This is a genomic window from Stutzerimonas sp. 21-1 (assembly GCF_056336065.1).
The window spans coordinates 2,224,276-2,246,416 of the sequence record NZ_CM150500.1; the positions used below are offsets into that span (position 1 = coordinate 2,224,276).

The window sequence follows — 22,141 nt, forward strand, 5'->3', positions numbered from 1 at the left end:
TCAACCCCCGAAGAATCGGCCAAAGGTGCGTTTGAGCAGCCCCGGCGCCACAGCCTCGCCACCGAGCAGTTCCCGGCTCATCTGCGCGATGCTCTGAGTCAGCGCCGCGCGCGGTGCGTGCAGCTCCAGCGGCACGCCGGTGTTCTGGCTTTCACTGGTTACCGCGTAATCGTTCGGCAGCTTCTGCGGTTCGCCGCAGCGCAGCGCCTCGGCAATGTCCTTGAGGCTGACCGGTGCCGCCTTGTCGTAGCGATTGACCACCACCTGCAGGCGCTCGCCGGCAACGCCGAGGTCTTCGCGAAGGATGCGCACCAGCCGCGCGGCATCCTTGAGGTGGCTGAGCGACTGCTGCATCACCACATAAACGTGATCGGCCTGCTCCAGGGCGATGCCGGTGAGGTGGTCGATCTGCCGCGGCAGGTCCACCACCACCCAGTCATAGCTGCCGCGCGCCAGGCTGAGCAGGCTTTCCAGCTGTTCCAGCTGCACGTCCTGAGTCAGGCACAGCTCGCCAGCGCGTCCGCCGAGCACATCCAGCGTCGGGCTGAAGTGGCTGCAGAAGCCATGCAGCGCGATGCCGTCCAGTTCATTGACGCGCTGCAGCACCTCGATATGGCTGTGCGTCGGATGCACGTCCAGGCAATGCGCGACGCTGCCGAACTGCAGGTCCAGGTCCAGCAGCAAGGTGCGCCGGCCGCGGGCGCTGAGCGCGTGGGCCAGGTTGCAGGCCAGCATGGTGGCGCCGGAGCCGCCCTTGGCGTTCATGATGGCGATCACCTTGCCGCCGCATGCCTGGCCGTCACGCAGCTCCAGCGAGATACGACCGATGGCGGCGAGCAGCTCGTGCGCCAGCACCGGCTCCGGGAAGAAATCCCGTGCGCCCGCCTGCATCGCCAGGCGCATGCAATCGCGATCGTCCTGCGGGCCACACACCAGCAGCGGCGGCCGCAACTGCGCCGGGTGCTGCTGCAGCGCGCCCAGCTCCTCGCGCCACAGGTGGCTGGCATGCAGCAGCAGCACATCGGGCATCTGCTCCAGCCCGTAAAGCGGATCGGTGTGGCCGTTGTTCACCAGCCGGGTGCTGACTTCCAGGCCAGGCAGCTCCTGGACCAGCGCCTTGAGGCGGGTCAGCGCGGCAGCGTCGCGGCTGCTGATCAACATGCGCAGGGTTTGCCGACCGGTCACGGCGACGCTGGGCATTTCGAGTGTATTCAGCATGGCGTGATCTCCGGGATGACATCAGGCTCGGCGTGGCGGCCGAGGCTTTCGCGAGGCAGGGTGGAAAAGAACGGCGGCAGCGTGAACACGCCGCCCAGGCCGGGAATCAGCAGGTTGAAGGTGAAGTTCTCCACGCGCAGCTGCACGTAGCGGATGTTGCTGAAGCCCGAGCCGCCGGCGGCTGCCGGGGCGATCTCGGCGCCGTTGGCGTCCAGGTACACCAGCCGCAGGTCGCTGCTGTCGAGGTTGGCGATCAGGCTGCTGGCGCCGGATTCGTCGGCCGCGTTGAAGATCGCCCGGCGCAGGATGCGCGGATCGTCGATGTTGCACACCGCCGCCAGCCGCGCACCGCGGCGTACCGTTTCGTTGAGCGCGTTGACGGTGAAGAACAGCCGGCCCATTTCCAGCACGCCGAACAGCAGCACGAACAGCAGCAGCCCGACGATGGCGAACTCCACCACGTACACCCCGCGCATGCGCCTGGCGTTCATCACAGCGCCCTCATCACGCTGGTGGCCACCAGCGGAAAACTCAGCACGCGCGCGCCGTAGCCGACGTCCGGCAGACCGCTGCCGATGATCGGGCGGAACGCATAGCTGATGCTGACCTGCACGTGATCGGTCCCCTGCGCACCCACTGTCACCTGGGCGGTGGTCAGTCCGCTGACCAGCGGCTGGCTGCCGGCGCTCGCCACCGGCACGCCGTACACGGCCAGCGCACGGGCCTGGGCACGCAACTCGTCGGTCAGCTCCAGCCGTCCGAGCGTGCGGTTCCAGGCCTGGCCGGCGACGAAGCGGCTGGCGTCACGGCTGGCTTGCAGCAGGCTGTTGTACTGGTACAGCAGGCGGCCCATTTCGCCGATAGCCAGCAGCAGGAGCAGCAGCAGCGGCAGCGCGATGGCGAATTCCACCATCGCCAGTCCGCGCTGGCGCGTCCGGGTGTTCGTCAGGCTGTGCATGGTCGCCTCCTCACGAATCGCTGCTCGGCGTGCGGCTGTTGTCGATGTAGGTCTTGTACAGCTGGATGATCTGCGGGCCGCCGTCGTCCACCGGATCGATATCCGGCACGTTGTCGCCTTCGCATTCGCGGATGAACTGGCCGAAGATCTGCGCCTGGTTGCCGGCGCCGGTCGGCAGCGGCTGGACCAGGAAGAAGCAGCCGAACCCCAGCACCGGCACCGAGGTCTGCCCGCCTGAGCTGCCGGTGCAGTTGCCGACCACGATCTTCAGCACGCGCCGCTCGAACACGCCGTCGCTACGACAGCCGTTGGGGCAGTCGGCCACGCGCCGATGCCAGTCGTTGTAATCCAGCAGCGCCGCGCTCGGCGTGCTCAGGTCGCCGTCACGGGAGCTGACTTCCTCGCCCTGGTGCTCGACCTTGCCGGTGCTGTCGTTGTAGGTCATGCGCGGCGAGCTGTAATCGGTGACCAGATCGGGCGGGTACTGGCCAGCGCTGTTGGACAGCGCGCCGCTGTACTCGCCGAAGCGCGTGTTGAAGCCCTGCGACACCGGGCCGACCGTGTTGCCGGGCTCGGTTTCCACCGACTCGCCGACGCTGTTGCACTGCTCGATGCCGCCTGCCAGCGCCTCGCGCACATCCGCGCCGCCGCTGCTGTCGCCCAGGCGGATCAACTGGAAGTTGCCAGGGCCGATGGTCGGTTCGTTACCGGCGGCGCCCTTGAGCACCTGCAGGCCGCCGAAGCGATACCCCCAGAACAGCCCGGCGTCCGGGTCGTACTGACTGGGATTGCCGCACACCATCAGCGGGGCAATGTTGCAGGGGCTGGTCGGGCTGGGGCCGGCGGTGGCGACAGCGGCCACGCGCTTATCCGCGTCGCTGCCGAACATCGACAGCATCCCCCAGAAGAAACGGGCCAGCGGAAACTCGGCAACGGTCACGCGCACATAGCGGGCATCGGTCGGCCCCGGGAAGGCGAACGGCCCATAGACGCTGGCTGCCAGCTCGACGCGCACGAATCCGCCCAGGTCGCTGCCCACCGCCTCGCCCAGCTCGCGGTTGCCGGCCGCCTCGGCGTTGCGCCGGAAGGTATCGAGCGCGGCATCGCGGCTCAGCGTGCCGGCATTGCCCGAGCCCATGACCTGCTGCAGCGTCTTGGCGCCGCTCAGCGCGGCGGCGTCCACGGCGTTCTGCAGGCGCGTCTTGTTGACCAGCATGTGGCTGCCATCGAGCGCCAGCGCCGCCATCAGCAGGATCGCGGCCAGCGCCAGGCCGACCAGCGCCAGGACCGAGCCACGCTGGTGCCGGGGTAGCGAGTGCATTGCGCGTGAGGCGTGCATGGCGCCGACCTCAGTTTTCCACGTTGATCTGGATCGGCTGCGCGACCTGCCGGGCATCGCCGGTGACGTCACGGTAGCCGTCGAGCACCTGCTCGGTCAGCGGGCCGTCGAAGCCGGTTGCCGGCAGCGCCGTACCCGGGTTGGCGGCGGTCTGCTGGTCGGCGATCTGCTGGTAGAGCGTGGCGTTGACCGAGCTGCCAAGCGGGCCGACGCGGCCTTCCTGATAGGGAATGCAACCGGCCAGCAGAGCGAACAAGCACAGCGGAACGATGGTTTTCATGGTGGCGGCTCCGTTACTTGAGGTCGTGGCCGAAGCGGCCTTCGCTGATACCCAGGCTCACCGGCACCGCGCGGCCCGGCGTGCTGCCCTTGGTCTTGCCGAGCAGGTAGAACTCGGCGTCGCTGGGTTCGACGAAATGCTCGGTCGGCAGGCGTACCGTGCGCGCATCCACCGGCTTGGCCAGGTGCGGCGTGACCAGGATCACCAGCTCGGTTTCGCCGTGGATGAACTGCTGGCTGCGGAACAGCTGGCCCAGCACCGGCACATCGCCCAGGCCGGGGAAGCGGCTGACGAAGTCGCGGGTGTTCTCGCTGATCAGGCCGGCGATGGCGATGGTCTGGCCGTTGCCCAGCTCGACGGTGGACTGCGCGCTGCGCTTGGTCAGCGACGGAATGACCTGATTGACGCCGTTGCCGAGGATGCTTTCCAGGCCGGTGTCGAGCACCAGCGAGTTGGCATTGGAAAGTTCGCTGACCGATACGTTGAGGTTGAGGTTGATCCGCCCGGAATCCAGCACCACCGGGAGGAACTTCACGCCGACGCCGAATTCCTTGAACTCGATGGTGATGCCGTCGTCCTCGGTGATCGGCACCGGGAATTCGCCGCCGGAGATGAACTCCGCCTGCTGCCCGGTCAGGGTGGTCAGCGTCGGTTCGGCGAGCACCTTGGCCGAGCCGTTGTCCTTGGCCGCTTCGAGCACCACGTTGAAGAGGAAGTTGTCCGACAGGAACTGGCCGAAGATGCCGGTGCCGTCGCCGAACAGCGTGGTCGGGTTGACCAGGCCGTCCTCATCGAAGCCCAGCCCGTCGCCATTGTTGAATCCCCCGCCCGACCAGCGCCCGGACGAGCCGAAGTCCAGCGCGTTGAAGCGCACGTTGAGGTTCTTGAACAGGTTGCGCTGCATCTCGGCGACCTTCACCTCCAGCATCACCTGCTGGCTGCCGCCGACGCTCATCAGATTGATCAGCGGCATCGGCTGCTCGGCTGCAGCACCGGCCAGCGCGCCCTGCTTGTCGTCCTTGGTGGCCTGCTGGGCGTAGCTCTCGGCCAGCTTCAACGCGCTGTCCATCGCTGCCGCATTGCTGACCTGGCCGCGCAGCACCAGCGCACCCTGGGCGCTGAACACCTCGATGGGCTCGTTGGGCAGCACCTGATGCAGCTTGCCTTTCAGCCCGCTCAGGTCGTGCACCACTTCCAGATCGAGGCTGTCGATCAGCCGGTTGTTGCCGTCCCACAGCAGCACGTTGGTGCTGCCGAGCGAGCGCCCGAGCAGGTACAGCTGCGTCGGGCTGGTGATGAGAATGTCGGCAATCGCCGGGTTGCCCACCGAGATGCGCTTGACCGCCGTGCGCGTGGTCAGCACCCGCGATTTGTAGATCGGCACCTGCACGTCGCTGATATTGGCCGCCGGCGTGGCGCGTACTGCCGGCACGGTTTCGGCGCCCGCCAGCCCGGACAGCATCGCCAGACTACCCAGCATCAGGGCCAGAGCCCCCACTCTGCGCATGTTCTTCATAGCCCCTCTCCTTGCATGTCAGGCCGTCGCGGCCGCGCGTCGCTGGCGGTGGTGGCCTACAGGCCCACCTTCGTCATGTTCACCTCGGTGCCGCGAATGATCGTCACGCCGCTATCCGCCGGCGCGCGGCGGCGCACCACCGGTTTCGGCGCCACCGCCACGGGAGCCGGGGCCGGCGCGGCGGCGACGGGTTTCTTCTGGTTATCCAGCGGGTTGCGCAGCGCCAGTTGCAGGCGCCCTTCGGTCATGGCCTTGACCAGCTGTTCGGCCTCCTCGGAGGTCATTTCCAGCGTCACCGCGCGCACCACCACCGGCTGGGTCTTGTCGGTGCTGGCGGTCTGGTCGACGGCCAGCACGCGCAGGTCTTCGAGAATGGTCTTGGCCTCGGCTTCGTCGCCGCTGCCCTTGCGCTTGGTGGCCAGCACATCGACCCGGTTGCCCGGCAGGAGGAAGCCGCCCACCCCCACCACATCGTCGACGCGCACCGATACCGCGCGCTTGTCGGTGGCGATCAGCGAGGCCAGCGTGCTGCCGCCCAGGTGCTCGGCCAGCCGCGCGCCGCGCAGCACGTCGCCGCGCAGCATGCCGAAAGTGGCGATCTTGCCGATCACCTCTTCGGTGGTCGCGAAGGAGTCGTCCGGCACGGTGCCCTTGGGCATGCGCACCAGGGTCACTTGCTGCGCCTCGACCATCTGCCCGAAGGGAATCTCGGTGGTGGCCACTACCACGTTCTGGGTGTTGTCGGTGGTGCCGGCGTCGAGCCGGGCGCTCAGCCAGTTGTTGGCCATCCAGACCGCGCCCAGACCGAGCAGCAGCGACAGCGCGATCAGCGTGAGGGTACGTGAGCCCATGTCTGCATCTCCTTATTCGAGGTAGTCGAGCTGAACGAAGTAGTTTTGCCAGGCCCAGTGCAGGTCGTCCGGGGTCAGCGGGCCGCTGGCACCGACGTAGCGCTGGCGATCGAGCGCCATGCCCAGCAGGTCGCGCGGGTGACAGGGCACCAGCGGCATGCCTTCGGCCTCGTAGAGTTCGCGCAGGACGTAGCGCAGCAGCTGCGGATCGAAGTCGATCCCCAGGCGCTCGCTCTCCTGGCGCCAGATGCCCTGGTATTCCGAGGGCTTGAGGTAGCTGAAGCGCAGCTTGTAGCCGATGCGCCGCAGGAAGGCCTCGTCGGCCAGTTCCAGCGGATTGAGGTTGGTGGAGAACACCAGGATCAGGTCGAACGGCAACACGCACTGGCGGCCGCCGCCGAGGTTGAGGAAGTCGCGTTTTTCCTCCATCGGCACGATCCAGCGGTTGAACAGCTCGGCCGGCGGCATGCGCTGGCGCCCGAGGTCGTCGATGATGAACAGGCCGTTGCTCGCCTTGAGCTGCAGCGGCGCCAGGAAGCGCCGGCTGAGCGGGTCGTAGCGCACGTCCAGCTGTTCCATGCTCAGTTCGCCACCGCAGGCCACCAGCGGGCGCATGCAGCACAGCAGGCGCCGGTCGATGCCTTCGTTGAGCAGCAGGTTGTTCTGCCCGGGCTCATCCAGGCGCTGGTGAATCTGCGGGTCGTAGATTTCCACCACCGCATCGTTGACGGCGATGGCGTGCGGCACCCAGATCGCTTCGCTGAACAGCCGTATCAGCCGGCCGCTGATGTAGGTCTTACCGGTGCCGGCCGGGCCGTAGATCATGATCGCGCGGCCGGAATTCACCGCCACGCCGAGCTGGTCGAGCAGTTCACCGGCGAGCACCACGCCGCTGTAGGCCGCGCGCATCTTCTCGGCGTCGATTCGTGCGTGGTGGACGGTCTGCAGCTTGACCAGCGAGCGATAGGTGCTCACCGGAAACGGCGCGGCACCGATGTAGCCGCCGCGGTCCAGCGCATCGCGCGCGGCGTTACGGCCTCGCTCGGTCAGACCGTAGCGCAGCGCCTGGCCGTTGTGCTGGCCGAGCACCTCGATGCGGCCATCCTTGCGCAGCAGGCCCAGCACTTCCTCCAGCACAGTGCCGGGCAACGCCAGCCGGTCGACCAGACGCGCCATGTCCAGCGCGCCGCTTTCGTGCAGGTGCTTGCACAGCAGGTCGACGAGCAGCTGGTCGCTCAGCCCGGTCTCGGCGATGGTGCGCGGCTGCGGCGCCAAGCGCTGCACCGTTTCACGCTCGCTCGGGTAGGCATCGCTATCGCTGACGGCGTACATGGCGGTCTCCCGCGCTAGTTGAAGTGGAACCACAGGCCGCTGGCGAGCGTGCCCAGCAGAATCGCGATGGCGTAGGGAAACGGTTGCCCGGCGACCTCGCCCGGCACGGCTGCCAGGTAGGTCTGGGTGCGCAGCATCAGCCCGTAGCGACCCAGTGTCTGGCGCAACTGCCGGCGCCAGACCACCAGGGCCAGCCCGCACAGACCGCCGGCCATCAGGCTGGCGGCGGTCGCACTCAGCGCCTGTGCGGGCGTCAGGAACACCCCGACCATCCCCATCAGCTTCACATCACCGGCCGCCATACCGCCCACGGCGTACAGCAGCAGAAACAGCCCGAAGCCGATCAATCCCCCCAGCAGCCCCTGCCCCAGCCCGGCCAGCCCCCCGCTGAACAGCTGCCCGGCCAGCCCCAGCGCCAAACCGGTCAGGATCAACAGGTTGGGGATGCGGTGGTGGCGCAGGTCGCTGACCACCGCATAACCCAGCAGGGCTAGCAGGAAAAGTCCGCTGATTCCGCCTTGGAAGCTCACGGTTTAAGCCGCCGGAGTTCCGCCAAGCGCAGTGATGAGCTGATTGATCCTTGCAAGTACCGCAGCGCCCAGGTTGGTGAATCCGAGTACCACCGCTGCCGTAATCAACCCACCCGCCACCGCATACTCCACGATGGTCAGCCCGTCTTCGTCCTTCGCGAACTTCAGCACCGCGCGCTTGATCGTTTGAATGGTCATTTCGCTCACCTCACTGAGGAATGTCGGTTCAACAGCTGGCAACGCTTCGTGCGCCGCTCGAGGTGAAAGATAGTCAGAGTGCCACTACGCAGTTAGGACTCCGTTGCGGGTCGCTAGGACTCAATTTCCAGAGGCCGCAAACGCTCTGGTTGGCGCCCTCTGGCGACGTTGACGGGGAGGATGGGAAGCGTTCGCACACTCATAACGGCAAATAGCCATCTAGCGCAGCGCTTAGCAGAATCCATTCCTAGCGACTGATGGCGCATCGCCAATACTCTCTGCGAACAAGTACAACCAAGAGCTGAGTCTGTGCAGAAGTCAAACTCGCCCACCCTTCCTTTGTTGCTCTGGCTCGACCTGTCACACGACCGCAGTACCGCGACGCTGATGCAACAGTTCACCCCGTTCGCCGAATGCCGTCTGCTACAGAGCCACAGCCTTGTCGCGAGCCCGCACAACCGCCGGATCGACATGATCTGCATGCACTACGATCGCCCCGACGTGCTCGGCCTGAACCAGCTGCAGCAGGTCAAGCGCGCCGCGCCGTCGATCCCGATCACCATGTTCACCGTGCAGCACTCCGAAGAGCTGGCGGTGTGGGCGATGCGCTCGCGGGTGTGGGAGTACCTCACCCTGCCGCTGTCAGCCGCCGAGCTGCAGCGTTATCGCCAGGCGCTGCAACAGCTCTGCGAACTGCGCCAGCACCCCGAGGGCGGCAACCGCAAGATTCCCAGCGAGCACTTCCCCGACCTGCCGGCCAGCATCCGTCTGACTGCCGATCACCAGAAGCACCAGTCGCTCGCCCGTGCGCTGCACTACATCGACCAGCACCTGTGCGAGAACATCGACCAGCGGGACCTGGCGCAGCTGTGCGGGATGACGCCCTCGCGCTTCAGCCGCCTGTTCAAGGACGTGCACGGCGTGTGCTACCAGGAGTACGTGCTGTGCAAGCGCCTGGAGCTGGCCAAGGACCGGCTCGACAACAGCCGGATGTCCATCACCACCATCGGTTACGAGGCGGGCTTTCGCGATCCGTCCTACTTCGCCCGGGCGTTCAAACAGCTCGTCGGCTGCACTCCGAGCGAATACCGCGCCAACGCCGGGATGGCCGCCCGCGCGGCGGTTCGCGACCTGTCCGACGCGCAGCGCCTGGGCCTGGAGGCCGAGTCGCTGCCCCTGGCCGAACCGACCTTCCTGTCGAAATAGCGCCCCGCTCGCCCGCGTGTGAGGCGCGGCGAATAGCGGCATACTTGCGCTCTCCCGCAATCGCCCCGGCTCACCCATGCGCATCCACGTCACCTTCATCGATCGCGTCGGCATCACCCAGGAAGTTCTTGCGCTGCTCGGCGGGCGCAACCTCAACCTCGATGCCGTGGAGATGATTCCGCCGCATGTCTATATCGACGCGCCGGCGCTCAGCGCCGAGGTACTCGAAGAACTGCGCGAGGCGCTGTTCAACGTGCGGGGCGTACGGGCGGTCGAGGTGGTTGACCTCCTGCCGGGCCAGCAACGCAACCTGCAGCTCTACGCGCTGCTCGCCGCCATGCCCGATCCGGTGCTGGCGGTGAATGCCAGCGGCCAGGTGTTGCTGGCCAACCCGGCGCTGATCGAGCTGACCGGCCACGATCCGCAGGGCCAGCCGTTGAGCGCGCTGTTCGGCGATGCGCAGTTGCACAGCAATCTGCTGGCGCACGGCTTTCGCCTGCCGATGCACGAGGTCACGCTCGAAGGCCAGTCGCTGCTGCTCGACGCCATGCCGATCAGCGATCCCGACCTGCCGGGCGCGCACCAGCTGGCCGGCGCGCTGCTGACGCTCTACACCCCGAACCGAATCGGCGGCCGCCTGGCGGCGCTGCACCATGATCACGCCGAAGGTCTGGATGCGCTGCTCGGCGATTCGCCGCCGCTGCGCACCCTCAAGGCCCGCGTGCTGCGTGTCGCCAGCCTGGATGCGCCGCTGCTGATCCAGGGTGAAACCGGCACCGGCAAGGAGCTGGTGGCGCGTGCCTGCCACACGCTGAGCGCACGGCGCAACGCGCCCTTCCTCGCGCTGAACTGCGCGGCGCTGCCGGAAAACCTCGCCGAAAGCGAGCTGTTCGGCTATGCGCCCGGCGCCTTCACCGGCGCCCAGCGCGGTGGCAAGCCGGGCCTGCTGGAGCTTGCGCACCAGGGCACGGTATTTCTCGACGAGATCGGCGAGATGTCGCCTTATCTGCAGGCCAAGCTGCTGCGCTTTCTCAGCGACGGCAGCTTCCGTCGCGTCGGCGGCGAGCGCGAGATCCGCGTGGACGTGCGCATCCTCAGTGCCACGCACCGCGATCTGCAGCGCATGGTCGATGAAGGCCATTTCCGTGAAGACCTGTTCTACCGCCTCAACGTGCTCACCCTCGCCGTGCCGCCGCTGCGCGAGCGTGGCGAGGACATCCTGCAGCTGGCCCGGCATTTCCTCGAACAGGCCTGCGCGCAGATTCGCCGCACACCCTGCCGCCTGGTGCCGGCCACCTATCCGGCGCTGCTGGCCAACCAATGGCCGGGCAACGTGCGGCAATTGCAGAACGTGATCTTCCGCGCCGCGGCAATCTGCGAAGGCAGCGCGGTGGAAATCAGCGATCTGGACATCGCCTGCACCACCACCGCCGTGCCTACCGAGGAAGTCGGCAGCCTCAGCGAAGCGGTCAGCCAGTTCGAGCGCGAACTGCTGGAAACGCTCTACGCCAGCTACCCCTCCAGCCGCCTGCTGGCTACGCGTCTGCGCACCTCGCACACGGCCATCGCCATGCGCCTGCGCAAGTACGGCATTCCCTCCCGGTAAGCGGTCGCCAAACGCCCCGCTCAGCGCCCATGTCGCATTGGCTCCAGCGCCGTTTCGATTTCGCTACAAACGGAATGAAATCGTTACAGAGCATCAAAGCGGCCGACTGCGCACGCTGGCGTGCGCTCTGTCGCCTCAGCTGTATCGAAATCGCTCCAGATCGATCACGACGGCTTGCTCACGAATTGGACAAGCTACTGATTTATAAGGATATTTCAAATCAGGCATTGTCCTTGCTCTGATCAGGGTAATCGCTCGCTGCAACGCACGAGCCTTTCCACCCGCTGCGGATTGTCGCGGGCCCCTAACAAGAGTCAGGAGTTCACCCATGAGCGAATTGCGTTTTACGGCCGATCACGAATGGCTGCGTCTGGATAGCGACGGCCTGGTCACCGTGGGTATCACACCGTTCGCCCAGGAGGCGCTGGGGGATGTGGTTTTCGTGCAGCTGCCGGAGCTGCAGGAATACGCTGCCGGTGACGAGGTCGCGGTACTGGAGTCGGTGAAGGCCGCCAGCAATATCGCCATGCCGCTGCAAGGCGAAATCGTCGAGGTCAACCCCGCGCTGGAAGCCAGCCCGGAGCTGGTCAACAGCTCGCCGCTGCAGGATGGCTGGTTCTTCCGCTTCCGCCCGCAAGACGCCAGCGCCGTGGCCGATCTGCTCGACCAGGCCGCCTACGACCGTCTGCTCAACGCCAGCGACGATGTCTGAGGAGGCCCGATGAACAAGCCTTTCCCCCTCGACACCGCCAACGAATTCGTTGGTCGTCACATCGGCCCGCGTGCGACCGATACCGCTGCCATGCTGCAGCAGCTGGGCTATGACTCGCTGGAGGCGCTCGGTGCCAGCGTGATCCCCGACAGCATCAAGGACACCAGCGTGCTCGAGCTGAGCGCCGGTCTCGGCGAAGCTCAGGCCCTGGCCCGGCTCAAGGCCATCGCCGCGCAGAACCAGCAGTTCGCCAGCCATATCGGCCAGGGTTACTACGGCACCCACACGCCGGCGCCGATCCTGCGCAACCTGCTGGAAAACCCGGCCTGGTACACCGCCTACACGCCTTATCAGCCGGAAATCTCCCAGGGTCGCCTGGAGGCGCTGCTGAATTTCCAGACGCTGATCAGCGACCTCACCGGCATGGAGATCGCCAACGCGTCGCTGCTCGACGAGGCCACCGCCGCCGCCGAGGCCATGACCTTCTGCCAGCGCCTGTCGAAGAACAAGACCGCCAAGGCGTTCTTCGCCTCGCAGCACTGCCACCCGCAGACCCTCGACGTGTTGCGCACCCGCGCCGAGCCGCTGGGCATCGAAGTGGTGGTCGGCGACGAGCGCGAGCTGGACGATGTCAGCCTGTACTTCGGCGCCCTGCTGCAGTATCCGGCGAGCAACGGCGACATCTTCGACTACAGCGCACTGGTCGGGCGCTTCCATGACGCCAAGGCGCTGGTGGCAGTCGCTGCCGACCTGCTGGCGCTGTGCCTGCTCACCCCGCCCGGCGAATTCGGCGCCGACGTCGCGCTCGGCAGCGCGCAGCGCTTCGGTGTGCCGCTGGGCTTCGGCGGTCCGCATGCCGCCTACTTCGCCACCCGCGACACGTTCAAGCGCGACATGCCGGGCCGGCTGGTCGGCCTCTCGGTGGATCGTCACGGCAAGCCGGCACTGCGCCTGGCCATGCAGACCCGCGAGCAGCACATCCGCCGCGAGAAGGCCACCAGCAACATCTGCACCGCGCAGGTACTGCTGGCCAACATCGCCAGCATGTACGCCGTCTACCACGGCCCGCGCGGCCTGACGCAGATCGCCCGGCGGGTGCACCAGCTGACCGTGATCCTCGCCGAGGGCCTGCGCGCGCTGGGCGTTACCGTCGAGCAGCAGAGCTTCTTCGACACCCTCACCCTCGCCACGGGCGAGCGCACCGCGCAGCTGCACCGTCAGGCCCGCGACATGCGCATCAACCTGCGCGAAGTGGATGCCGGGCGCATCGGCCTGTCGCTGGACGAAACCACCGATCGCGTTGCGGTCGAGCGTCTGTGGGAAGTCTTCGCCGAGCCGGGCCAGAGCCTGCCGAGCTTCGATGCGCTGGCCAGCAGCGCGACCAAACTGCCGCAGGACCTGCTGCGTCAGTCGGCGATCCTGCAGCACCCGGTATTCAACCGCTACCACTCCGAAACCGAGCTGATGCGCTACCTGCGCAAGCTCTCGGACAAGGACCTGGCGCTGGATCGCGCGATGATCCCGCTTGGCTCATGCACCATGAAGCTCAACGCCGCCAGCGAGATGATCCCGATCACCTGGCCGGAATTCGGCAACCTGCACCCGTTCGCGCCAGCCGAGCAGAGCCAGGGCTACCGCCAGCTGACCGACGACCTGGAGCGCATGCTCTGCGCCGCCACCGGTTACGACGCCGTCTCGCTGCAGCCCAACGCCGGCTCGCAGGGCGAATATGCCGGTTTGCTGGCGATCCGCGCCTATCACCAGAGCCGCGGCGACGACCAGCGCGATGTCTGCCTGATCCCCTCCTCGGCCCACGGCACCAACCCGGCGACCGCCAACATGGCCGGCATGCGCGTGGTGGTGGTGGCCTGTGACAGCCGCGGCAACGTCGATATCGGCGACCTGCGCGCCAAGGCCGAGCAGCACGCGGCTCAGCTCGCCGCGCTGATGATCACCTACCCCTCGACCCACGGTGTATTCGAGGAAGGCATCCGCGAGATCTGCGCCATCGTTCACCAGCACGGCGGCCAGGTGTACATCGACGGCGCCAACATGAACGCGATGGTCGGCCTGTGCGCCCCGGGGCAGTTCGGCGGCGACGTATCGCACCTGAACCTGCACAAGACCTTCTGCATTCCGCACGGCGGCGGCGGCCCGGGGGTCGGCCCGATTGGCGTGAAGGCGCACCTGGCGCCGTTCCTGCCGGGGCACGACCGGATGGAGCGCAAGGACGGTGCCGTTTGCGCCGCGCCGTTCGGCAGCGCCAGCATCCTGCCGATCACCTGGATGTACATCAGCATGATGGGCGGTGAAGGCCTGCGGCAGGCCTCGCTGATGGCGATCCTCAACGCCAACTACATCGCCCGGCGCCTGGAGGAGCATTACCCGGTGCTCTATACCGGCGGCAACGGCCTGGTGGCGCATGAGTGCATCCTCGACCTGCGCCCGCTGAAAGACTCCAGCGGTATCTCGGTGGATGACGTGGCCAAGCGCCTGATCGACTTCGGTTTCCACGCGCCGACCATGTCCTTCCCGGTGGCCGGCACGCTGATGATCGAGCCGACCGAGAGCGAGTCGAAGGAGGAACTGGATCGCTTCATCGACGCCATGATCGCCATCCGCGAGGAAATCCGTGCGGTGGAAAACGGCGAGCTGGACAGCACCGACAACCCGCTGACCAACGCGCCGCATACTGCGGCAGAACTGGCCGGCCAGTGGTCGCATCCCTACAGCCGCGAGCAGGCGGTGTACCCCGGCAAGACCGCGGTGGACAGCAAGTACTGGCCGCCCGTGGCGCGTGTCGACAACGTCTACGGCGACCGCAACCTGGTCTGCTCGTGCCCACCGATGGAGGTCTATCAGGACTGACGCGCCCCCGGCCTCGACCGGAAGCCGGCCTGCGGGCGGGGCGATCCCCCGCCGCACGCCGGCCAGTGTCCTCACTACCAAACCGTACCCATAACAACACGGGAGCCACAAGCACCCACCGCCTCCGGGCCACGCCAATAACCGGCTACCAAATAAAAACAAGATTGGAGTAGTTATGGAAACCCTCAATACGTTGGTAAACGACATCAATGCCCTTGTCTGGGGCGTCCCCATGCTGGTGCTGATCCTCGGCACCGGTCTGTTCCTGATGATCTATCTGAAATTCATGCCCTGGCTGAACATCCCGGCCGGCTTCGCCCTGCTCTGGAAAGGGCGCCACAAGGACGATGAGGAATCCGGCGAGATCAGCCCGTTTCAGGCGCTGATGACCTGTCTGGCCGCTACCGTCGGCACCGGCAACATCGCGGGCGTGGCCACGGCGATCTTCCTCGGCGGCCCCGGCGCGGTGTTCTGGATGTGGTGTACGGCGCTGGTGGGCATGGCCACCAAATACTGCGAAGTGGTGCTGGCCGTGCATTACCGCGAGAAGGACGAGCGCGGCGAGCATGTCGGCGGGCCGATGTACGCCATCAAGAACGGCCTGGGCAGCCGGTGGGCCTGGATGGGCGGCGTCTTCGCGCTGTTCGGCGGCCTGGCAGGTTTCGGCATCGGCAATATGGTGCAGGTCAACAGCATGGCCGACGCGCTGCAGGGCTCGTTCGGCATTCCGGACTGGGCCACCGGCGTGGCGACCATGGTCGTCACCGGAATGGTGATCCTCGGCGGCGTCCGGCGCATCGGCAAGGTCGCCGAGATGCTGGTGCCGTTCATGTGCGTCGGCTACGTCGTCGCTTCGCTGACCGTGCTGGCACTCAACTATCAGGCCATCCCCGGCGCCTTCGCACTGATCTTCGACCACGCCTTCAACCCGGCCGCAGCCACCGGCGGCTTCGCCGGTGCAGCGGTGATGGCGGCGATCCGCTTCGGTGTGGCGCGCGGCATCTTCTCCAACGAAGCGGGCCTGGGCACTGCCGGTATCGCGCAGGCCGCCGGCACCACCCGTTGCTCGGTGCGCTCGGGGCTGATCGGCATGCTGGGCACTTTCATCGACACCATCATCGTCTGCTCGATGACCGCCCTGGTGATCCTCACCACCGGCGTCTGGACCAGCGGCGCCAGCGGTGCGGCGCTGTCCAGCGTGGCCTTCGAGACCGCTCTGCCGGGCGTGGGCCAGTACATTCTGGCGCTGTCGCTGGTGGTGTTCAGCTACACCACCATCCTCGGCTGGAGCTACTACGGCGAGCGCTGCTGGGAGTACCTGGTCGGCACCAAATCGATCCTGCCGTTCCGCGTGCTCTGGGTCGTGGCGATTCCCTTCGGCGCCGTCGCCCAGCTCGACTTCGCCTGGCTGGTCGCCGACACCCTCAACGGCCTGATGGCCATTCCCAACCTGATCTCGCTGGTGCTGCTCAGCCCGGTGGTGGTCAAGCTCACCCGTGAATATTTCGCCCGGCGCCGTATGCAGGCGGCCGTGTCCTTCGAGCGCTGAAGGCGCGAACCGATGATTCGAGGCGCGACGCGCGTCGCGCCCGCTCCCTACAAGAGGTGAAAAACATGTTCCACAAGAACCTGACGCTGACCCAGTACGACCCGGCGCTGGCCCAGGCCATCGCGGCCGAAGACCGCCGCCAGGAAGACCACATCGAGCTGATCGCCTCGGAAAACTACACCAGCCCGCAGGTCATGCAGGCCCAGGGCAGCGGCCTGACCAACAAGTACGCCGAAGGCTACCCGGGCAAGCGCTACTACGGCGGTTGCGAGTACGTCGACGTGGTCGAGCAGCTGGCCATCGATCGCGCCAAGGAGCTGTTCGGCGCCGACTATGCCAACGTCCAGCCGCACTCGGGCTCCTCGGCCAACAGCGCGGTGTACCTGGCGTTGCTCAATGCCGGCGACACCCTGCTCGGCATGAGCCTGGCCCACGGCGGCCACCTGACCCACGGCGCCAAGGTTTCCTCCTCGGGCAAGCTGTACAACGCCGTGCAATACGGTATCGATGAGCAGGGCCTGATCGACTATGACGAAGTCGAGCGGCTGGCCGTCGAGCACAAGCCGAAGATGATCGTCGCCGGCTTCTCCGCCTATTCCCGCGTGCTGGATTTCGCCCGTTTCCGCGCAATTGCCGACAAGGTCGGCGCCTACCTGTTCGTCGACATGGCCCACGTCGCCGGGCTGGTCGCGGCCGGGCTGTATCCCAACCCGGTGCCGTTCGCCGACGTGGTCACCACCACCACCCACAAGACCCTGCGCGGCCCGCGTGGCGGCCTGATCCTGGCGAAGAAGAACGAGGAGATCGAGAAGAAGCTCAACTCCGCCGTATTCCCGGGCGCCCAGGGCGGCCCGCTGATGCATGTGATCGCCGCCAAGGCGGTGTGCTTCAAGGAAGCGCTGGAACCGGGCTTTCGCGACTACCAGGCGCAGGTGGTACAGAACGCCCGCACGATGGCCGAAGTCTTCGTCGGCCGCGGTTATGACGTGGTGTCCGGCGGCACCGACAACCACCTGATGCTGGTCAGCCTGATCCGCCAGGGCCTGACCGGCAAGGCCGCCGACGCCGCGCTGGGCAGCGCGCATATCACGGTGAACAAGAACGCCGTGCCCAACGACCCGCAGTCGCCGTTCGTGACCTCGGGCATCCGCATCGGCACGCCGGCGGTGACCACGCGCGGTTTCGGCGAGGGCGAGTGCCGCGAGCTGGCCGGCTGGATCTGCGACATCCTCGATGACATCGACAATCCGGCGGTGATCGAGCGCGTCAAAGCCCAGGTCACCGACCTCTGCGCGACGTTCCCCGTCTATGTTGAATAACCAGGCCATCGATGTTGCGCGGGCCGCTGGTACGGCTCCCGCAATCGGAGTACATGCCATGTCCCTGAGCGTTTTCGACCTGTTCAAGATCGGCATCGGGCCATCCAGTTCGCACACCGTCGGCCCGATGCGCGCGGCGGTGCGCTTCGTCGACGGCCTGCGTCGCGACGATCTGCTGGCCGCCACGGCGAGCGTACGGGTGGAGCTGTACGGCTCGCTCGGCGCCACCGGCAAGGGCCACGGCAGCGACAAGGCCGTGCTGCTCGGCCTGCAAGGCGAACTGCCGGAGCGGGTCGACACTGCGCTGATCCCGCAGCGTCTGGAGACGATCCGCGCCAACGGCGAGCTGAAACTGGGCGGCGAGCGGCCGATCCGCTTCGTCGAGAAGGAACACCTGGCGTTGATCCGCAAGCCGCTGCCATACCATCCCAACGGCATGATCTTTCGTGCCTTCGACGCCGCTGGCTTGCAGCTGCGTTCGCGTGAGTACTACTCGGTGGGCGGCGGCTTCGTGGTCGACGACAGCGCCGCCGGTGCCGATCGCATCGTCGAGGACAGTACCCCGCTGCCCTACCCGTTTCGCAGCGGCGCCGAACTGCTGGCGCTGTGCGCCGAGCACGGTCTGTCGATCAGCGCGCTGATGCGCGAGAACGAGCGCGCCTGGCGCCCGGACGAGGAAACCCGCAACGGCCTGCAACGCATCTGGCAGGTCATGCAGGACTGCGTCGAAGCCGGCTGCCACAACGAGGGCATCATGCCCGGCGGCCTCAAGGTCAAGCGTCGCGCGGCGGCGATGTACCGCCAGCTGAGCGGTAACCCCGAGGCCGCCCTGCGCGACCCGCTGTCGGTAGTGGACTGGGTGAACCTCTACGCGCTGGCAGTGAACGAGGAGAACGCCAGCGGCGGACGCGTGGTTACCGCGCCCACCAACGGCGCGGCCGGCATCGTGCCGGCAGTGCTGCACTACTACATGCGCTTCATCCCGGGCGCCAACATCGAGGGCGTCGAGCGCTTCCTGCTCACGGCTGCGGCCATCGGCATCCTCTACAAGGAGAACGCCTCGATTTCCGGCGCCGAGGTCGGCTGCCAGGGCGAGGTCGGCGTGGCCTGCTCAATGGCCGCCGGAGCACTGTGCGAGGTGCTCGGCGGCACTCCGCCGCAGGTCGAGAACGCCGCCGAGATCGGCATGGAACACAACCTCGGCCTGACCTGCGACCCGGTCGGCGGGCTGGTGCAGGTGCCGTGCATCGAGCGCAACGCAATGGGCTCGGTGAAGGCGATCAACGCCGCGCGCCTGGCGCTGCGCGGCGACGGTCATCACTTCATCTCGCTGGACAAGGTCATCCGCACCATGCGCCAGACCGGTGCGGACATGAAGAGCAAGTACAAGGAAACCGCCCGCGGTGGGCTGGCCGTGAACATCATCGAATGTTGAAAAAAGCAGCGGCAAGCTGACATCGGCAGCGGCAGGTGAAACGTCAGTTTCACCCTGCAGCGTGCGGTTTGAAGTTTGCGGCTCCTTCATATTGAGGAACGAGCAATGTCCCTGGAAAAAACTCCGCTGCACGCCCTACATCTGGAACTGGGCGCCAAGATGGTTCCGTTCGCCGGCTACGACATGCCGGTGCAATACCCGCTGGGCGTGCTCAAGGAACACCTGCACTGCCGCGAGCAGGCCGGTCTGTTCGACGTATCGCACATGGGCCAGATCCTGCTGCACGGCCCGCAGGCCGCGGCCGCGCTGGAAAGCCTGGTGCCGGTGGACATCATCGACCTGCCGGTGGGCATGCAGCGCTACGCGCTGTTCACCGACGAGAACGGCGGCATCCTCGACGATCTGATGGTCGCCAACCTGGGCAACGACCGGCTGTTCCTGGTGGTCAACGCCGCCTGCAAGGAGCAGGACCTTACCCATCTGCGCAAACACATCGGCGACCGCTGCGAGATCGAATCGCTGTTCGAGTCGCGCGCGCTGCTCGCCCTGCAGGGACCGCGCGCCGTCGACGTGCTGGCGCGCCTGGCGCCGGACGTGACGAAGATGACCTTCATGAACTTCGCGCGGGTCGCCGTGGCCGGCATCGACTGCTATGTCAGCCGCTCCGGCTACACCGGCGAGGACGGTTTCGAGATTTCCGTACCGGCGGTCGCCGCCGAACAGCTCGCCCGCGCCCTGCTGGCCGAGCCGGAAGTCCAGCCGATCGGCCTCGGCGCGCGCGACTCGCTGCGCCTGGAAGCCGGCCTGTGCCTGTACGGCCACGACATGAGCAGCGCCACCACCCCCATCGATGCCAGCCTGCTGTGGGCCATCTCCAAGGTGCGCCGCGCCGATGGTGCGCGGGCCGGTGGCTTCCCGGGTGCCGAACGCATCTTCGCCCAGCAGCGCGACGGCGTGCCGAGCAAGCGCGTCGGCCTGCTGCCACAGGACCGCATGCCGGTGCGCGAAGGTGCCGAGCTGGTCGATGCCGATGGCAGCCCGATCGGCCAGGTCACCAGCGGCGGTTTCGGCCCGAGCCTGGGCGCGCCGCTGGCGATGGGGTATGTCGCCAGCAGCCATGCCGCGCTCGACAGCGAGGTCTGGGCGCTGGTGCGTGGCAAGCGCGTACCGATGAAAGTGTCCAAGACGCCGTTCGTGCCGCAACGCTACTACCGCGGCTGAACATCGCTGGTGCACAGCGAATCGCCGCGACACTGCGGCGATTCGCTGCCGGCGGGCTCATCGTGCGAGCTGATATTCGGCATCGCTACGTGCATCGAAAAGGCGCAGATCGCTGTATAATCTCGCGCCATTTTTCCCCTGCCGCATCACCGAGGCCCGGCCTGTCATGTCGAATAAAGTCCCAAGTGTAGGGTTCGTGTCCCTCGGCTGCCCTAAAGCAACCGTCGACTCCGAGCGCATTCTTACTCAGCTGCGCATGGAGGGTTACCAGATCGTGCCGTCCTACGAGGATGCCGACGTGGTGGTGGTCAACACCTGCGGCTTCATCGACAGCGCCAAGGCCGAATCGCTGGATGCCATCGGCGAGGCCATCGCCGAGAACGGCAAGGTGATCGTCACCGGCTGCATGGGCGTGGACGAGAACAACATCCGCGGCGTACACCCCAGCGTGCTGGCCGTCACCGGCCCGCAGCAGTACGAGCAGGTGGTCAACGCCGTGCATGAAGTGGTGCCGCCGAGCATCGAGCACGACCCCTTCGTCGATCTGGTGCCGCCGCAGGGCATCAAGCTCACCCCGCGCCACTACGCCTACCTGAAGATTTCCGAAGGCTGCAACCACAGTTGCAGCTTCTGCATCATCCCGTCGATGCGCGGCAAGCTGGTCAGCCGCCCGGTCGGTGACGTGCTGTCCGAGGCCGAACGCCTGGTCAAGGCCGGCGTGAAGGAAATCCTGGTGATCAGCCAGGACACCAGCGCCTACGGCGTCGACCTCAAGTACAAGCTCGACTTCTGGGACGGCCAGCCGGTCAAGACGCGCATGCTCGAGCTGTGCGAAGCGCTGGGCAAGATGGGCGTATGGGTGCGCCTGCACTACGTCTATCCGTACCCGAACGTCGACGACGTGATCCCGCTGATGGCCGCCGGCAAGATCCTGCCGTACCTGGACATCCCCTTCCAGCACGCCAGCCCGAAGGTGCTCAAGGCCATGAAGCGCCCGGCCTTCGAGGACAAGACCCTGGCACGCATCCAGAAGTGGCGCGAGATCTGCCCCGAGCTGACCATCCGCTCCACCTTCATCGTCGGCTTCCCCGGCGAGACCGAGGAAGACTTCCAGTACCTGCTCGACTGGCTGACCGAAGCCCAGCTCGACCGCGTCGGCTGCTTCCAGTACTCACCGGTCGACGGCGCACCGGCCGAGGATATGGGCCTGGAGCCGGTACCGGACGAGGTCAAACAAGACCGCTGGGACCGTTTCATGGCCCACCAGCAGGCCATCAGCGCAGCGCGCCTGCAGCTGAAAGTCGGTCGCGAGATGGACGTGCTGATCGACGAAGTGGACGAAGACGGCGCCATCGGCCGCTCCTGGGCCGACGCACCGGAAATCGACGGCATGGTCTACGTCGACAGCGAACAGCCGCTGCAGCCGGGCGACAAAGTCCGTGTACGCGTCACCAACGCCGACGAGTACGACCTCTGGGCCGAAGTGATCTGATCACCGCGCCTGCCAAAGAAGCCCCGCTCATGCGGGGCTTCTTTATGGGCGGTCGAGCGGACTGAGCATCGCCAGACCACCGCGATTGAGGCATGAGTGTAGATCTGCGTGGTTACATCGGCATGGCCGAGCAGTTCCTGCACCGTGCGAATGTCCTGGCCGCTCTCAGCAAATGCGTGCTTCGCCCTGATCACACCCTCCAGCCACGGCAACTCTATCTGCAACACCTGCTTGTACAGAAACAGAATCGCCGACAGCGCTTGGTTCTGCGTGGACGCCGAAACATCACGGCGCACCGCCAGATCACTGAGAAAGGCCTCCACTTCAGACGCGCCCATATCCTGTGGATGTCGGTACTTATGAAAACGAATGAAGCGCCTGATCCACTCCAAATAGACAGCTTCGGTACGAATCGAATAGTGTCGCAATCGAATCTGCCCTCGCACCTGGTCGAGCAGCCTAGGCTTGTTATCAATGTCGCTGTTGCTCCCTGATTCGTGTCGCATCTGTT

Annotated in this window: 19 protein-coding genes and 2 pseudogenes; 9 read left to right on the forward strand and 12 right to left on the reverse strand. The window is 66.4% G+C overall.

Going from position 1 to position 22,141, the window contains the following annotated elements; genetic code table 11:
• From AC0ZJQ_RS10770 to AC0ZJQ_RS10815, 10 genes are read right to left on the reverse strand one after another with little or no spacing between them, the layout of a single operon-like run.
• Entirely contained in the window at positions 1–1,218 is a 1,218-nt protein-coding gene (locus tag AC0ZJQ_RS10770) for an AAA family ATPase (protein WP_476476633.1), read from the reverse strand.
• Positions 1,212–1,709, reverse strand: coding sequence for a TadE/TadG family type IV pilus assembly protein (locus tag AC0ZJQ_RS10775; RefSeq protein ID WP_476476634.1), 498 nt, complete (start codon positions 1,707–1,709; stop codon positions 1,212–1,214). The genes AC0ZJQ_RS10770 and AC0ZJQ_RS10775 overlap by 7 nt, the downstream gene beginning before the upstream one ends.
• On the reverse strand, positions 1,709–2,176 hold the full coding sequence (locus tag AC0ZJQ_RS10780) for a TadE/TadG family type IV pilus assembly protein (RefSeq protein WP_102828597.1): 468 nt from the start codon (positions 2,174–2,176) through the stop codon (positions 1,709–1,711). The genes AC0ZJQ_RS10775 and AC0ZJQ_RS10780 overlap by 1 nt, the downstream gene beginning before the upstream one ends.
• 10 nt (positions 2,177–2,186) lie before the next feature.
• Positions 2,187–3,515, reverse strand: a complete 1,329-nt coding sequence (locus AC0ZJQ_RS10785) for a Tad domain-containing protein (RefSeq protein WP_476476635.1) — start codon at positions 3,513–3,515, stop codon at positions 2,187–2,189.
• A 10-nt stretch (positions 3,516–3,525) separates the two neighbouring features.
• A complete protein-coding gene (locus AC0ZJQ_RS10790) occupies positions 3,526–3,795 on the reverse strand; it encodes a hypothetical protein (protein ID WP_008569871.1) in 270 nt (89 codons plus the stop codon).
• Between the two features lie 13 nt (positions 3,796–3,808).
• Positions 3,809–5,311: a type II and III secretion system protein family protein gene (locus tag AC0ZJQ_RS10795; protein WP_476476636.1), complete on the reverse strand. Its 1,503-nt coding sequence runs from the start codon at positions 5,309–5,311 to the stop codon at positions 3,809–3,811.
• Between the two features lie 56 nt (positions 5,312–5,367).
• Positions 5,368–6,162 carry a Flp pilus assembly protein CpaB gene (gene cpaB / locus AC0ZJQ_RS10800; RefSeq protein ID WP_476476637.1) on the reverse strand — a complete coding sequence of 265 codons (795 nt, stop codon included), beginning with the start codon at positions 6,160–6,162 and terminating at the stop codon, positions 5,368–5,370.
• Between the two features lie 12 nt (positions 6,163–6,174).
• Complete coding sequence (locus tag AC0ZJQ_RS10805) at positions 6,175–7,494, reverse strand: AAA family ATPase (RefSeq protein WP_476476638.1); 1,320 nt, start codon at positions 7,492–7,494, stop codon at positions 6,175–6,177.
• 14 nt (positions 7,495–7,508) lie between these two features.
• The gene (locus tag AC0ZJQ_RS10810; RefSeq protein WP_476476639.1) at positions 7,509–8,024 is read right to left on the reverse strand and encodes an A24 family peptidase; all 516 of its coding nucleotides are present in this window, start codon (positions 8,022–8,024) and stop codon (positions 7,509–7,511) included.
• Positions 8,025–8,027: 3 nt separating this feature from the next.
• The gene (locus AC0ZJQ_RS10815; RefSeq protein WP_476476640.1) at positions 8,028–8,222 is read right to left on the reverse strand and encodes a Flp family type IVb pilin; all 195 of its coding nucleotides are present in this window, start codon (positions 8,220–8,222) and stop codon (positions 8,028–8,030) included.
• A 309-nt stretch (positions 8,223–8,531) separates the two neighbouring features.
• Between AC0ZJQ_RS10815 and AC0ZJQ_RS10820 the strand changes: the two genes are divergently transcribed.
• The 9 genes from AC0ZJQ_RS10820 (at position 8,532) to rimO (ending at position 21,630) form a co-directional block, all read left to right on the forward strand.
• Positions 8,532–9,428: a helix-turn-helix transcriptional regulator gene (locus AC0ZJQ_RS10820; RefSeq protein ID WP_476476641.1), complete on the forward strand. Its 897-nt coding sequence runs from the start codon at positions 8,532–8,534 to the stop codon at positions 9,426–9,428.
• 76 nt (positions 9,429–9,504) lie between these two features.
• The gene (locus AC0ZJQ_RS10825; RefSeq protein WP_418652419.1) at positions 9,505–11,034 is read left to right on the forward strand and encodes a sigma-54-dependent transcriptional regulator; all 1,530 of its coding nucleotides are present in this window, start codon (positions 9,505–9,507) and stop codon (positions 11,032–11,034) included.
• 328 nt (positions 11,035–11,362) lie between these two features.
• Complete coding sequence (gene gcvH, locus AC0ZJQ_RS10830) at positions 11,363–11,746, forward strand: glycine cleavage system protein GcvH (RefSeq protein WP_008567590.1); 384 nt, start codon at positions 11,363–11,365, stop codon at positions 11,744–11,746.
• Between the two features lie 9 nt (positions 11,747–11,755).
• On the forward strand, positions 11,756–14,614 hold the full coding sequence (gcvP, locus tag AC0ZJQ_RS10835) for an aminomethyl-transferring glycine dehydrogenase (protein WP_008567591.1): 2,859 nt from the start codon (positions 11,756–11,758) through the stop codon (positions 14,612–14,614).
• Positions 14,615–14,789: 175 nt separating this feature from the next.
• Complete coding sequence (locus tag AC0ZJQ_RS10840) at positions 14,790–16,163, forward strand: alanine/glycine:cation symporter family protein (protein WP_476476642.1); 1,374 nt, start codon at positions 14,790–14,792, stop codon at positions 16,161–16,163.
• A gap of 65 nt (positions 16,164–16,228) precedes the next feature.
• Positions 16,229–17,482 carry a serine hydroxymethyltransferase gene (gene glyA, locus AC0ZJQ_RS10845; RefSeq protein WP_476476643.1) on the forward strand — a complete coding sequence of 418 codons (1,254 nt, stop codon included), beginning with the start codon at positions 16,229–16,231 and terminating at the stop codon, positions 17,480–17,482.
• A gap of 58 nt (positions 17,483–17,540) precedes the next feature.
• On the forward strand, positions 17,541–18,917 hold the full coding sequence (locus AC0ZJQ_RS10850) for an L-serine ammonia-lyase (protein ID WP_476476644.1): 1,377 nt from the start codon (positions 17,541–17,543) through the stop codon (positions 18,915–18,917).
• A 105-nt stretch (positions 18,918–19,022) separates the two neighbouring features.
• Positions 19,023–20,138, forward strand: a complete 1,116-nt coding sequence (gene gcvT / locus AC0ZJQ_RS10855) for a glycine cleavage system aminomethyltransferase GcvT (RefSeq protein WP_476476645.1) — start codon at positions 19,023–19,025, stop codon at positions 20,136–20,138.
• 166 nt (positions 20,139–20,304) lie between these two features.
• Positions 20,305–21,630, forward strand: coding sequence for a 30S ribosomal protein S12 methylthiotransferase RimO (rimO, locus tag AC0ZJQ_RS10860; RefSeq protein WP_138299757.1), 1,326 nt, complete (start codon positions 20,305–20,307; stop codon positions 21,628–21,630).
• Positions 21,631–21,722: 92 nt separating this feature from the next.
• Here the strand turns inward: rimO and AC0ZJQ_RS10865 are convergent.
• Both AC0ZJQ_RS10865 and AC0ZJQ_RS10870 read right to left on the reverse strand, forming a co-directional pair.
• A pseudogene (locus AC0ZJQ_RS10865) lies at positions 21,723–21,791 on the reverse strand (integron integrase); the annotation flags it as partial.
• Positions 21,792–21,896: 105 nt separating this feature from the next.
• Positions 21,897–22,136, reverse strand: a pseudogene (locus AC0ZJQ_RS10870) (phage integrase N-terminal SAM-like domain-containing protein); the annotation flags it as partial.
• Positions 22,137–22,141: the final 5 nt, after the last annotated feature.

Excerpts from the sequence above, each read along its gene's own strand:
- gcvT (WP_476476645.1), top strand. The coding sequence starts at position 19,023 with ATGTCCCTGGAAAAAACTCCGCTGCACGCCCTACATCTGGAACTGGGC.
- AC0ZJQ_RS10775 (WP_476476634.1), bottom strand. The coding sequence starts at position 1,709 with ATGAACGCCAGGCGCATGCGCGGGGTGTACGTGGTGGAGTTCGCCATC.
- AC0ZJQ_RS10825 (WP_418652419.1), top strand. The coding sequence starts at position 9,505 with ATGCGCATCCACGTCACCTTCATCGATCGCGTCGGCATCACCCAGGAA.
- cpaB (WP_476476637.1), bottom strand. The coding sequence starts at position 6,162 with ATGGGCTCACGTACCCTCACGCTGATCGCGCTGTCGCTGCTGCTCGGT.
- AC0ZJQ_RS10815 (WP_476476640.1), bottom strand. The coding sequence starts at position 8,222 with ATGACCATTCAAACGATCAAGCGCGCGGTGCTGAAGTTCGCGAAGGAC.
- AC0ZJQ_RS10790 (WP_008569871.1), bottom strand. The coding sequence starts at position 3,795 with ATGAAAACCATCGTTCCGCTGTGCTTGTTCGCTCTGCTGGCCGGTTGC.
- AC0ZJQ_RS10850 (WP_476476644.1), top strand. The coding sequence starts at position 17,541 with ATGTCCCTGAGCGTTTTCGACCTGTTCAAGATCGGCATCGGGCCATCC.
- AC0ZJQ_RS10770 (WP_476476633.1), bottom strand. The coding sequence starts at position 1,218 with ATGCTGAATACACTCGAAATGCCCAGCGTCGCCGTGACCGGTCGGCAA.
- rimO (WP_138299757.1), top strand. The coding sequence starts at position 20,305 with ATGTCGAATAAAGTCCCAAGTGTAGGGTTCGTGTCCCTCGGCTGCCCT.
- AC0ZJQ_RS10780 (WP_102828597.1), bottom strand. The coding sequence starts at position 2,176 with ATGCACAGCCTGACGAACACCCGGACGCGCCAGCGCGGACTGGCGATG.
- AC0ZJQ_RS10840 (WP_476476642.1), top strand. The coding sequence starts at position 14,790 with ATGGAAACCCTCAATACGTTGGTAAACGACATCAATGCCCTTGTCTGG.
- AC0ZJQ_RS10785 (WP_476476635.1), bottom strand. The coding sequence starts at position 3,515 with ATGCACGCCTCACGCGCAATGCACTCGCTACCCCGGCACCAGCGTGGC.
- AC0ZJQ_RS10805 (WP_476476638.1), bottom strand. The coding sequence starts at position 7,494 with ATGTACGCCGTCAGCGATAGCGATGCCTACCCGAGCGAGCGTGAAACG.
- glyA (WP_476476643.1), top strand. The coding sequence starts at position 16,229 with ATGTTCCACAAGAACCTGACGCTGACCCAGTACGACCCGGCGCTGGCC.
- gcvP (WP_008567591.1), top strand. The coding sequence starts at position 11,756 with ATGAACAAGCCTTTCCCCCTCGACACCGCCAACGAATTCGTTGGTCGT.
- gcvH (WP_008567590.1), top strand. The coding sequence starts at position 11,363 with ATGAGCGAATTGCGTTTTACGGCCGATCACGAATGGCTGCGTCTGGAT.
- AC0ZJQ_RS10795 (WP_476476636.1), bottom strand. The coding sequence starts at position 5,311 with ATGAAGAACATGCGCAGAGTGGGGGCTCTGGCCCTGATGCTGGGTAGT.